This window comes from Mycobacterium sp. NGS45, from assembly GCF_059812645.1.
In genome coordinates this window covers 170865-182570 of sequence record NZ_JCALDB010000007.1, presented here as the reverse complement: position 1 = coordinate 182570, position 11706 = coordinate 170865, and the positions used below count along the sequence as shown (strand labels likewise).

The 11706-nt window shown below is 68.0% G+C and carries 11 protein-coding genes; 9 read left to right on the top strand and 2 right to left on the bottom strand.

Going from position 1 to position 11706, the window contains the following annotated elements; all coding sequences use genetic code 11:
• The first annotated feature begins 52 nt into the window (after positions 1-52).
• Positions 53-1222, top strand: a complete 1170-nt coding sequence (locus AC5Y3P_RS08975) for a M20 family metallopeptidase (protein WP_500045573.1) — start codon at positions 53-55, stop codon at positions 1220-1222.
• A gap of 14 nt (positions 1223-1236) precedes the next feature.
• Here the strand turns inward: AC5Y3P_RS08975 and AC5Y3P_RS08970 are convergent, their stop codons facing one another.
• A complete protein-coding gene (locus AC5Y3P_RS08970; RefSeq protein ID WP_500045549.1) occupies positions 1237-1719 on the bottom strand; it encodes a gamma-glutamylcyclotransferase family protein in 483 nt (160 codons plus the stop codon).
• 118 nt (positions 1720-1837) lie between these two features.
• Here AC5Y3P_RS08970 and AC5Y3P_RS08965 point away from each other — a divergent pair, with 118 nt between their 5' ends.
• The 5 genes from AC5Y3P_RS08965 to AC5Y3P_RS08945 all read left to right on the top strand — a co-directional run bounded on the left by AC5Y3P_RS08965 (position 1838) and on the right by AC5Y3P_RS08945 (position 8182).
• Entirely contained in the window at positions 1838-3253 is a 1416-nt protein-coding gene (locus AC5Y3P_RS08965) for an NAD(P)H-quinone dehydrogenase (RefSeq protein ID WP_500045548.1), read from the top strand.
• 139 nt (positions 3254-3392) lie between these two features.
• Positions 3393-3824 (top strand): SRPBCC family protein, encoded by a 432-nt coding sequence (locus AC5Y3P_RS08960; protein ID WP_500045547.1) that lies wholly within the window; start codon positions 3393-3395, stop codon positions 3822-3824.
• Positions 3825-4606: 782 nt separating this feature from the next.
• Positions 4607-6334 carry a glycerol-3-phosphate dehydrogenase/oxidase gene (locus AC5Y3P_RS08955; protein ID WP_500045546.1) on the top strand — a complete coding sequence of 576 codons (1728 nt, stop codon included), beginning with the start codon at positions 4607-4609 and terminating at the stop codon, positions 6332-6334.
• Between the two features lie 15 nt (positions 6335-6349).
• On the top strand, positions 6350-7309 hold the full coding sequence (locus tag AC5Y3P_RS08950; protein ID WP_500045572.1) for an NADP-dependent oxidoreductase: 960 nt from the start codon (positions 6350-6352) through the stop codon (positions 7307-7309).
• Positions 7310-7312: 3 nt separating this feature from the next.
• Positions 7313-8182 (top strand): pseudouridine synthase, encoded by an 870-nt coding sequence (locus AC5Y3P_RS08945; RefSeq protein ID WP_500045545.1) that lies wholly within the window; start codon positions 7313-7315, stop codon positions 8180-8182.
• 3 nt (positions 8183-8185) lie between these two features.
• Here AC5Y3P_RS08945 and AC5Y3P_RS08940 read toward each other — a convergent pair whose 3' ends face one another.
• Positions 8186-8872 carry a TetR family transcriptional regulator gene (locus tag AC5Y3P_RS08940; RefSeq protein WP_500045544.1) on the bottom strand — a complete coding sequence of 229 codons (687 nt, stop codon included), beginning with the start codon at positions 8870-8872 and terminating at the stop codon, positions 8186-8188.
• A 61-nt stretch (positions 8873-8933) separates the two neighbouring features.
• Here AC5Y3P_RS08940 and AC5Y3P_RS08935 point away from each other — a divergent pair, with 61 nt between their 5' ends.
• From AC5Y3P_RS08935 to AC5Y3P_RS08925, 3 genes are all read left to right on the top strand, one after another.
• Positions 8934-10007 (top strand): flavin reductase family protein, encoded by a 1074-nt coding sequence (locus AC5Y3P_RS08935; RefSeq protein WP_500045543.1) that lies wholly within the window; start codon positions 8934-8936, stop codon positions 10005-10007.
• Between the two features lie 15 nt (positions 10008-10022).
• Positions 10023-11174: a fatty acid desaturase family protein gene (locus tag AC5Y3P_RS08930; protein WP_500045542.1), complete on the top strand. Its 1152-nt coding sequence runs from the start codon at positions 10023-10025 to the stop codon at positions 11172-11174.
• A 105-nt stretch (positions 11175-11279) separates the two neighbouring features.
• Entirely contained in the window at positions 11280-11705 is a 426-nt protein-coding gene (locus AC5Y3P_RS08925; RefSeq protein ID WP_500045541.1) for an MTB12 C-terminal domain-containing protein, read from the top strand.
• Position 11706: the final 1 nt, after the last annotated feature.

Below are 11706 nucleotides of genomic sequence, written 5' to 3'. Positions count from 1 at the left end.
CGTCGACGCGCGGGTGCGCCGGCCAGGCGACGATGCGGCCGGGGTGCGCGGCATGAGCGTCGCCGACCTCGCCGAATCCTGGTTGTCCACGCACGTCGACGACCTGATCGAATGGCGCCGGCACATCCATCGGCACCCCGAGTTGAGCCGCCAGGAGTTCGCCACCACGCAGTTCGTCTGCGAGCGGCTGGTCGATGCCGGGCTCAATCCCAAGGTGCTGCCCGGCGGCACCGGGTTGATCTGCGACATCGGGCCCGAGCATCGGCAGCGGATCGCGCTGCGCGCCGACATGGACGCGTTGCCGATGCCCGAACGCACCGGGGCGCCGTATGCCTCGACGGTGCCGGGCGTGGCGCACGCCTGCGGGCACGATGCGCACACCGCGATCCTGCTGGGCACCGCGCTGTCGCTGGCCGCGGCGCCCGACCTGCCGGTCGGGGTGCGGCTGATCTTCCAGGCCGCCGAGGAACTGATGCCCGGCGGTGCGATCGACGCGATCGCGGCCGGCGTGCTCAACGGGGTGTCGCGGATCTTCGCGCTGCATTGCGATCCGCGGCTGGCGGTTGGACGGGTCGCGACGACGCTCGGGCCGATCACCTCGGCCGCCGACTCGGTCGAGATCACCTTGTCCTCGCCGGGCGGGCACACCTCGCGCCCGCATCTGACCGGCGACCTGGTCTACGCGCTGGGCACGCTGATCACCGGGCTGCCCGGGGTGCTGTCGCGGCGCATCGACCCGCGGCACGGCACCGTGATGGTCTGGGGTGCGGTGAACGCCGGGGTGGCCGCCAACGCGATTCCGCAGAGCGGCACCTTGGCCGGGACCGTGCGCACCGCCAGCCGGGACACCTGGCTGGAGCTGGAAAATCTTGTGGCCGAGTCGGTTTCGTCGTTATTGGCACCGCTGGGGGTCGAGCATTCCCTACATTATCGGCGCGGGGTGCCGCCGGTGGTCAACGAGGAAGTCTCGACTCGGGTCCTGATGCATGCGATCGAGTCGCTGGGGCCGGACGTGCTGGCCGACACCCGGCAATCCGGTGGTGGCGAGGACTTCTCCTGGTACCTGGAGGAGGTGCCGGGCGCGATGGCGCGGCTGGGCGTGTGGAGCGGGGACGGGCCGCAGCTGGATCTGCATCAGCCCAACTTCGATCTCGACGAACGCGCGCTGGCAGTCGGTGTGCGGGTGCTGGCCAACATCGTGGACCAAAGCGCCGCGGTCTAGATCCGGTGCGCCGGTCAGTGCGAGCTGGTGCCAGGGCCGATGTTGCGGGACGGCCGGGTGCGTAGGTCGTGCACGTAGCTGGCCGGCGCACCGGCGATCTCGGCGGCCTCGGCCATCACACCGAGGTAGCGCGCCGACGGGATGCCGCCCTCCCAGGCGTCGACCACGTACAGCCAGGCCAGCACCGGATCGGTGGTGGTGTCCGAGGACTCCCGATGCACCCGGCACCGGATCTTCTTGTGGATGCCCAGCTCCGAGCCTTCCCAGCGGTCCAGGTTGGCCTCGTCCTCGCGGGTCATGTCGTAGAGCACGACGAACACCCGGGAGTCGGGATCCTGCACGACGGTGGCCAGCGCACCTTCCCAGCCGATGTCCTCGCCGCCGAAGGTCAGCCGCCAGCCATGCAGCCAGCCGGTGCCCGCCATCGGGGAGTGCGGGGCACGTTCCAGCATCTGCTCGGGATGCATGTTCGACCCGTAGGCGGCATAGATCGGCACGGCTAGAAAGCTTAGACCGGCCAGGCAAGGGTGGGCCGACAAGGCGGTTACCTGGATTCGTCGGGTCGGTGCGCCCTTCCGTACGACGACGGGCCCGCCGGTGGCCTAGGTTGAAGCCGTGTTGACGCGCATCGTGATCATCGGCGGCGGGCCGGCCGGTTATGAGGCGGCACTGGTGGCTGCCGGGTTCGGGCCGGAAAAAGCGCAGGTCACGGTGGTCGACTCGGACGGTATCGGCGGCGCGGCGGTGCTGTATGACTGCGTGCCGTCCAAGACGTTCATCGCCTCGACCGGGGTGCGGACTGAGTTGCGCCGCGCCGAAGGCATGGGCTTTGCCATCCCGATCGACACGGCGCAGATCTCGCTGCCGCAGATCAACAACCGGGCCAAGACGTTGGCTGCATCACAGTCCGCCGACATCGCCACCCAGCTGCTCAATCAAGGCGTGAGCATCATCGGCGGGCGCGGCGAGCTGGTCGACGACGTCCCCGGCATGGCGCACCACCGGGTCCGGGTCGTCACGCCGGAGGGTCGGGTCGGTGTGCTCAAGGCCGACGTCGTGCTGATCGCCACCGGTGCCAGCCCGCGGGTGCTGCCCAACGCGGTGCCCGACGGCGAACGGATCCTGACCTGGCGCCAGCTCTACGAACTCGATGAACTGCCGGAACGGTTGGTGATCGTCGGTTCCGGCGTGACCGGCGCCGAATTCTGCAACGCCTACACCGAACTCGGGGTGCCGGTCACCGTGGTCGCCAGCCGCGACCAGATCCTGCCGCACGAGGACCCCGACGCGGCCGCGGCGCTCGAGCAGGTGTTCGCCGAACGCGGTGTCACGCTGGTGAAGAACGCGCGCGCGGATTCGGTGCTGCGCACCGAGACCGGCATCCGGGTGCAGCTGACCGACGGGCGGGTGGTCGACGGCAGCCACGCGCTGATGAGTATCGGGTCGGTGCCCAACACGGAGGGGCTGGGGTTGGAGCGGGTCGGCGTCGAGTTGAATCCGGGCGGCTACATCCCGGTGGACCGGGTTTCCCGCACGCCCGCGGCCGGGGTGTACGCGGCCGGGGACTGCACCGGGCTGTTCCCGCTGGCGTCGGTGGCGGCCATGCAGGGCCGGATCGCGATGTATCACGCGCTGGGCGAGGGGGTCTCGCCGATCCGGCTGCGCACCGTGGCCTCGGCGACGTTCACCCGGCCCGAGATCGGCGCGGTCGGCATACCGCAGAGCGCGATCGACGACGGCAGCGTGCCGGCCCGCACCTTGATGCTGCCGTTGAGTACGAATGCCCGAGCGAAGATGTCGCTGATCCGGCACGGCTTCGTCAAGATCTTCTGCCGGCCGGCCACCGGTGTGGTGATCGGCGGCGTGGTGGTGGCGCCGATTGCTTCGGAGCTGATCCTGCCGATCGCATTGGCCGTGCAGAACCGGATCACCGTGACCGACCTGGCGCAGACGCTGTCGGTGTACCCGTCGCTGTCCGGGTCGATCGTCGAGGCGGCCCGGCGGTTGATGGCCCACGACGATCTGGATTAGGGCACTGGGCGCTGAACACGTTCAGTTAGTAGTCAGGTAGGTGTTCGGGCCCGAAGTCGCTACCCCAGCGCTATCTGAATGCAGTGCGGGAGACCGTGCGGTGGTTAGAATCCAGCCTTGAGGGGGGTAAGGGGTCAACATGGTTTTTCTGCAGGTCAAGCGCACCATCGCGGCGCCGCCGGAGCTGGTGTTCGACTGGTTGACCGACACGGCCAACCTGACCTCGGCCCCGCTGTTCCTCAGAGCGAACTGGGCCAAAGGTGGCTCCGGACCGGAGGTCGGCGCGATACGCGAGGTCCTGGTGTTGGGAGCGTGGCTGCGCGAGGTGATCACGGCCCACGACGCTCCGAAGAGCTACTCCTACCTGGTGGTTCGATCCCTACCGCCGGGCAGGCACGAGGGTGGCACGGTCCGGCTTACGCCCAGCGACGACGGCACCGACGTCGAGTGGGTCACGGCCTACAGCATCCCTCGCCGCGCCGGCGGCAAGCTGACCGAAGCCGTGACGGCCCGACTTTTCCGGTCGAGCTTCCGGTCCATCCTGGCGGCCTGCGCGAAGTCCCTGGAATGAGCTGGCGCTGCGGGATTTCCGTGGGGAAAGTACGGGCCGAGTTGCCCGCCTTTGAGCGACTTTTGATTGGTTTGCGCCGGCGGAGGGTGGGCAGTGTCAGCCGTGGGGAAAGTACGGGCCGAGTTGCCCGCCTTTGAGCGACTTTTGATTGGTTTGCGCCGGCGGAGGGTGGGCAGTGTCAGCCGTGGGGAAAGTACGGGCCGAGTTGCCCGCCTCTGAGCGACTTTTGATCGGTTTGCGCCGGCGGAGGGTGGGCAGTGTCAGCCGTGCGGAAAGTACAAGCCGAGTTGCCCGCCTTTGAGCGACTTTTGATTGGTTTGCGCCGGCGGAGGGTGGGCAGTGTCAGCCGTGGGGAAAGTACGGGCCGAGTTGCCCGCCTCTGAGCGACTCGCGTAGCTGGAAGCTTCGTCGCCCAGGCTGAGACTGTCGCTGAGAAGTCCCTCACCATGAGGTTGTCGCTGAGAAGTCGCTCAGAGCTGAGACAGGCGGGTATGTGCTCCGGCGCAGTGGCCAAAGTGTCTCCTGTGGTATGTGTGACTGCCACTGCCACTGCCACTGCCACTGCCACTGCCACGCCGCCGCCACCCTCGATTGCCTGCCACGGCCGCCCCAGTGATCGCCGCGCGGCCCGCCGGGCCCTCGTCAGCGTCCGCGTAGAGGCAGTTGGCCCACCCGCAGCTGCATGCCAGTGCACGGTCACGGCGGTTCAAGTGCCGAGCGTCGCGTGCGCGGCGCCTCGAGCACGTAGCCTGGGCGGGACTGCCGAGTGACAGGGAGCATGCGTGGACCCAGCTACGAATTCGACGTTGGACCCCGCTCAGCGCGCCCGCGCGTGGGAACGGTTGGGCGCCGAACAGTACGACGTCGTGGTCATCGGCGGCGGAGTGGTGGGAGCCGGGGCAGCCCTGGACGCCGCCACCCGCGGCTTGAAGGTCGCGCTGGTAGAAGCCCGCGACTTCGCCTCGGGCACATCCAGCCGATCGTCGAAGATGTTCCACGGCGGCCTGCGTTACCTCGAACAACTGGAATTCGGCCTGGTGCGCGAAGCATTGCATGAGCGCGAGCTCTCGCTCACCACGCTCGCGCCGCATCTGGTCAAACCGCTGCCATTTCTGTTCCCACTCACCAACCGGTGGTGGGAGCGGCCTTACGTCGCCGCCGGGATCTTCCTCTACGACCAGCTCGGCGGAGCCAAATCGGTTCCCGCGCAACGGCATCTGACCAAGTCGGGAGCATTGCGGCTGGCACCCGGGCTGAAGCGCAGCTCGCTGATCGGCGGTATCCGCTACTACGACACCGTGGTCGACGACGCCCGGCACACCATGACCGTCGCCCGCACCGCGGCGCACTACGGCGCGGTGGTCCGGATCTCGACGCAGGTGGTTGCGCTGCTGCGGGAAGGTGACCGGGTGATCGGCGTGCGCATCCGGGACTCCGAGGACGGCACCGTCACCGAGGTGCACGGCCACGTCGTGGTCAACGCGACCGGGGTATGGACCGACGAGATCCAGGCGTTGTCCAAGCAGCGCGGCAGGTTCCGGGTCCGGGCATCCAAGGGCGTGCACGTGGTGGTGCCGCGGGACCGCATCGTGTCCGAGGTGGCGATCATCCTGCGCACCGAGAAGTCGGTGCTGTTCGTAATCCCCTGGGGCACACACTGGATCATCGGCACCACCGATACCGACTGGAACCTTGACCTGGCCCACCCGGCCGCCACCAAGGCCGACATCGACTACATCCTGGACCGGGTCAACGAGGTGCTGGCCACGCCGCTGACCCACGACGACATCGACGGCGTGTACGCGGGCCTGCGGCCGCTACTGGCCGGCGAAAGCGAGGAAACCTCCAAGCTGTCACGCGAACACGCTGTGGCCTCACCGGCTCCGGGCCTGGTCGCGATCGCCGGTGGCAAGTACACCACCTACCGGGTGATGGCCGCTGACGCGATAGATGCTGCAGCACAGTATATTCCGGCTCGAGTGGCACCGTCGATCACCGACAAGGTGCCGCTGCTCGGCGCCGACGGTTACTTCGCGCTGATCAACCAGACCGAGCACGTGGGTGCCCGACATGGCCTGCACCCGTACCGGATTCGGCATCTGCTCGACCGCTACGGCGCACTGATCGACGACGTGCTGGCGCTGGCCACCGGCCGTCCCGATCTGCTCGAGCCGATCGCCGAAGCCCCGGTCTACCTGCGGGTGGAGGCAGCGTATGCGGCCGCCGCCGAGGGGGCACTGCACCTCGAGGACATCCTGGCGCGGCGGATGCGGATCTCCATCGAATACCCGCACCGCGGTGTGGATTGCGCGCGCGAGGTCGCCGAGGTGGTGGCGCCGATCCTGGGCTGGAGCGACGACGACGTCGAACGCGAAGTAGCCACCTACGTTGCGCGGGTGGAGGCCGAGGTGCTCTCCCAAGCTCAACCCGACGACGAGTCCGCCGATGCGCTGCGACAAGCCGCGCCCGAAGCACGGGCACAAATCCTGGAACCCGTGCCGCTGAATTGAATTGGAGGTGTCAGGATCCGCGTGATCGGTTTCACCGAGTTCGGCGGTCCGGAGGTGCTGCGCGAGATCGAGGTGGACGAACCACATGCCGGTCCCGGACAGATACGCGTGAAAGTACATGCGGCAGCGGTCAGTCCGTCAGACACCGTGAGCCGATCCGGCCAGATCCGGGACATGATCCTGCAACTCAACCCGGAGTTCGAGTTCCCCGACCCGCCGTGGATCGTCGGCTGGGACGCCGCCGGCGTGGTCGATGAGATCGGGCCCGGCACCGACACTGAACTGCGGGTCGGGGACCGGGTGGTGGCCGTGGCCAGCCCGGCCGACATGAAGGGCGCCTACGTCGAATATCTGGTTGTTCCAGCAGGATCCGTGGCCAGCGCACCGGCCAACTCCGATCACGTCGCTGCCTGCACGCTGCCGATGAACGCGCTGACCGCGCGGCTGGCGCTGGACAAGTTGGCCTTGCCTGCGGGTGCGACGGTGGCGGTCACCGGCGCGGCCGGGGCGTTCGGCGGTTACGTCATCGAACTGGCCAAGGCCGACGGGTTGCGGGTGATCGCCGACGCCTCGGAAGCCGACGAAGATTTGGTCACCAGCCTGGGCGCCGACGTCGTCGTGCGCCGCGGTTCCGATGTCGCCGAACGGATTCGGGCCGTCGTCCCGGACGGTGTGGACGGCCTGGCGGACGGTTCCGTGCAGGATGACGAGGTCATCCCCGCGGTGCGGGACGGCGGCGGGATCGTGACGGTCCGCGGCTACACCGGTCCCGACGAACGGGGCATCCAGTGGCACCCGATCTTCGTCACCGAATACACGCAGAACCAGGCCAAGCTGGATCGGCTGTGCCGACAGGTCGAGGCCGGCGAGCTCACGCTGCGGGTCGCCGACACCTTGCCGGCCGCCGACGCCGCCGAAGCGCATCGCCGACTCGAAGCCGGCGGGGTGCGCGGCCGCCTGGTCCTCACCTTCTGACCGATGGGCCGGCGTCGACGACCCCCGCCGCTGCCGGATCGGGACGGGGTGAGTGCCGCCCGGGTCCGTCTGCACGGCGGACCGGTGCGCGCCGAGCTGGAACGCCGGTTCGGGCCCGAGGCGGCCGCCAAAGTCAGTGCCGGTGAGGTGTTCTGCGAAGACGGCAGCGTGGTCGACGCCACGACGGAGCTGCCCGCCGGCGCGCACGTCTACCTCTATCGGGAGCTGCCCGACGAAGTCGAGGTGCCGTTCGACATCCCGGTGCTGCATCGCGACGACGACATCGTGGTGGTGGACAAACCGCACTTCCTGGCCACCATGCCGCGCGGGCGGCACGTAGCGCAGACCGCGCTGGTGCGGTTGCGTCGTGAACTGGCTCTGCCGGAACTGAGTCCGGCGCACCGCCTGGACCGGCTGACCGCCGGCGTGCTGCTGTTCACGACCCGCCCCGAGGTGCGTGGGGCATACCAGACGTTGTTTGCGCGCGGGCAGGTGAGCAAGGTGTACCTGGCGCGCGCCGCCGAGGACTCACAGCTGCACTTCCCGATGACCGTGCGCAGCCGGATCATCAAGGACCGCAGCAAGTTACAGGCCTACGAGGAGCCCGGCGAGCCGAACGCCGAGACCCACATCGAGTATCTCGGCGACGGGCTGTACCGGCTGATGCCGCGCACCGGACGGACGCATCAGCTGCGGGTCCAGATGAATGCGCTGGGACTGCCCATCGCGAACGACCCGCTCTATCCGGACGTGCTCGACGTCGCCGCCGACGACTTCTCGACGCCGCTACAGTTGCTGGCGCACAGTCTGGAGTTCACCGACCCGCTGACCGGCCGGCCCCGGGTGTTCGTCAGCCGGCGGAGGTTGGGCTGAGGATCAGCTCTCCGAGCGCCAGTTCACCACGCCCACGGTGATCATCCGCAGCTGCTTGATCGCAATGCGCCGAATCTCCTCCAGCGCGGTGGCATCACCGGCGTCCTCGATGGCCTCGGCCGTCGAGATCATCGCGTTGACGAACAACGTCGCGACGATGTTGAGATCCTCGCTGCTCCAGCCCGCCAAGTCAGGGAACCGCGCCAGGTCGATGGCCAGCTCGGAGGTCAGCAGCCGGATCTCGGTGCGAATCGCATAGCGCAGCACCGCCACCCCGCTGTTGCGCTCGCGGGCGATGAACCGCCAGTGCTCGCGGCGCTCGTTGACGCCGGTGATCAGGATGTCGACCGACGACTCGATCACCCGCGACGGGTCCAGCTTGCCGGCCCGGGCGCCGCGCAGCATGTCGCGCAGGGCCCGAAACGACTCGTCGATCAGCACCAGGCCCAGCGACTCCATCGAATCGAAGTGCCGGTAGAACGCGGTCGGCGCGATCCCGGCTTTGCGGGTCACCTCGCGCAGGCTCAGCGCCGAGAAGCTGTCCTCGGCCAGCAGCGTGAGCGCAGCGTCCACGATTGCGCGCCGGGTGGCCTCCTTACGTTCGATCCGCGACACCGTGTCCCGGGCACGCGAATCCCGCGATCGGCTCGACCGAGACGACGACCGCGAACTGGGAGTACGACTGTTCACTGAATGTGAAACCTACCACAACCCGTTGACGCACCCACCCCGCAGAGCTCACGGTGTACATATGTTCACTCAAACTTCTCCGCTCCGGCTGCGAGACCGCGTGCTGCGGTCGCCGCTGATGAGCATTCTGACCGGGCCGCACGGTGTGGATACCTACACTGAGCTGGTCGATCGTGCCTGGACCAGCCGCGAAGCCCGGGCCACCGTGGTCAGCGTGCGGCGCCAGACCTCGCGCAGCGTCACGCTCACCCTGCGCCCCAACGCCCTGGGAGAACAGATGTGCTCCCAGTTTCGGGCCGGGCAGCACATCACCGTCATCGTCGAGATCGACGGCCGGCGGTACACCCGGTGCTATTCACCGGCCAACGCCGAAGGCTCCCGGGACATCGAACTGACCATCGGTCGCCACGACGGCGGTCTGGTCTCCACCCACCTGTACCAACGGGCGAAGCTGGGCATGGTGGTGGGCCTGGGCGCCCCGGCTGGCGACTTCACCCTCGACGACACCGCGCGCCGGGTGCTGTTCGTCTCCGGCGGCAGCGGCATCACCCCGGTGCTGTCCATGGTGCGCACTCTGCGCGCGAAGGGATTCACCGGTGAGGTCGCATTCGTGCACTACTCGCGCGGGCCAGAGGACACCTGCTACGCCGCCGAGCTGGCCGCCCTGCCCGACGTGCGGGTGCTGCACGGCTACACCCGCAGCGACGACGGCGACCTGGTCGGCCACGTCAGCGCCGAACATCTGGACCGGGCGCTGACCGAGCCCGACGCGGTCTACGTGTGCGGGCCGTCGGCCCTGGTCGACGCGGTGCGCACGGTGCACCCGCAGGCCCGCTCGGAAAGCTTCGTGCCCCCGGTGTTCACCGTGCCCGACGTGCCCGAGGGCGGCCAGGTCCGCTTCTCCGAGAGCGACGTCACCGTCGTCGACGACGGCCGCTCGCTGCTCGAGCAGGCCGAGGCCGCCGGACTGAACCCCGAAAGCGGATGCCGAATGGGCATCTGCCACAGCTGCACTCGCCGCAAGCCCAGCGGCGCGGTGCGCAACCTGATCACCGGCGCGATCTCGACCTGCGCCGACGAGGACATCCAGATCTGCGTTTCGGCCGCCGTCGGCGACGTCGACATCGCGCTCTAGACAAGGAGACTCACCATGACTATCGCTGCCATCGACCCCACTGACATCCAGACCATCGACACCCCGATCGCCGACGACCCGCAGCAGCGCACGCTGGAGAAGCGGGTCGGCGACACCGTCGTCCGGCTGACTCCCGAGCAGGTCGAAGCGTTCGGCCGCGAGCTCGAGGCGATCCGCGACCGGGTCATCGCCGACCTCGGTGAGCGCGACGCCAACTACATCCGCCGGATGGTCAAGGCCCAGCGCGGCCTCGAGATCGGCGGCCGCGCAATGCTGTTCGCCAGCATCTTCCCGCCGTTCTGGCTGGCCGGCACCGCCATGCTCGGGTTGAGCAAGATCATCGACAACATGGAGATCGGGCACAACGTGATGCACGGCCAGTACGACTGGATGGGTGACCCCAACCTGTCCGGCCGCAGCTTCGAATGGGACACCGCGGCCCCGGCCGATCACTGGCGGCATTCACACAACTACATGCACCACACCTACACCAACATCGTCGACATGGACCGCGACATCGGCTACGGCATCCTGCGGATGAGCAAGGACCAGAAGTGGAGTCCGTACTTCCTGGGCAACCCGGTGTACGCCTTCCTGCTGATGGTGTTGTTCCAGTACGGTGTGGCGCTGCACGAACTGGAAACCGAACGCATCCGCGCCGGTGAGATCAGCGTCAGCGATAAACGCGAAGTGCTCAAAGAGATCTGGGCCAAGACCAAGAAGCAGACGCTGAAGGACTACGTGGCGTTTCCGCTTCTGGCCGGGCCGTTCGCGCCGCTGGTGTTCGCCGGTAACCTGACCGCGAACCTGATGCGCAACGTGTGGGCGTTCATGATCATCTTCTGCGGACATTTCCCCGAGGGCACCCAGGAGTTCTCGATCGAGGAGACCAAGGCCGAGACCCGCGGCCAGTGGTACTTCCGGCAGATCTTGGGATCGGCGAACCTGGCCGGCGGCAAGCTGTTCCACATCCTCAGCGGCAACCTGAGCTTCCAGATTGAACACCACTTGTTCCCGGATCTGCCTGCGCACCGCTACGCCGAGATCTCCGATGAGGTCCAGGAGATTTGCCGGCGCTACGGCATCCCGTACAACACCGGCCCGCTGCACAAGCAGTTCGCCTCGGTGGTGCGCAAGATCGTCCGGCTCGCGCTGCCGAACCGCTGACCACGACCGGCGCCGCACCCTCGGCGCCGGACGTAGGTCTTGCCGTCAGCAAATCGGTGTGCTGAGGTGTGCGAGGGTCGAGACCATTCTTGGAAGGAAGCGTTGATGCGGGCTGCAGTGGCGGCGATGACGGTATTGGCTGCGGGTGCGTTGAGCGGGGCGGGGATGGCCTGGGCCGAACCCGCAGTGCCCAGCGCCGATCAGCTGACCTCCGAGCTACGGTACGTGCTCGACACCGGCGTGCCGGCCGCCGACCGCGCCGCCAAGCTGGCCGGTGGTCAGGCCGCCGTGCCGACCGCCGACAACATCGCCAACCGGCTGAACACCTACGGCGGCATGGTGAACTGGCAGGTGCAGAACCCGGTGGTCAACGGCGATCAGCTGGACGCCCAACTGGCGGTGTCGATTCCGTTGTTCGGCACCAAGACGCACAACATCTACTGGGTGAACCAGGACGGCACCTGGAAGCTGTCGAACCCGTCGGCCTGCGTGATCGCCAACAACGTCGCCGGCGTGGACTGCACGGTCTAAG

What these genes read in the sequence shown, in the direction of transcription:
- AC5Y3P_RS08975 (WP_500045573.1), top strand. Translation starts at nt 53, where the DNA reads ATGAGCGTCGCCGACCTCGCCGAATCCTGGTTGTCCACGCACGTCGAC.
- AC5Y3P_RS08960 (WP_500045547.1), top strand. Translation starts at nt 3,393, where the DNA reads ATGGTTTTTCTGCAGGTCAAGCGCACCATCGCGGCGCCGCCGGAGCTG.
- AC5Y3P_RS08945 (WP_500045545.1), top strand. Translation starts at nt 7,313, where the DNA reads ATGGGCCGGCGTCGACGACCCCCGCCGCTGCCGGATCGGGACGGGGTG.
- AC5Y3P_RS08935 (WP_500045543.1), top strand. Translation starts at nt 8,934, where the DNA reads ATGTTCACTCAAACTTCTCCGCTCCGGCTGCGAGACCGCGTGCTGCGG.
- AC5Y3P_RS08930 (WP_500045542.1), top strand. Translation starts at nt 10,023, where the DNA reads ATGACTATCGCTGCCATCGACCCCACTGACATCCAGACCATCGACACC.
- AC5Y3P_RS08925 (WP_500045541.1), top strand. Translation starts at nt 11,280, where the DNA reads ATGCGGGCTGCAGTGGCGGCGATGACGGTATTGGCTGCGGGTGCGTTG.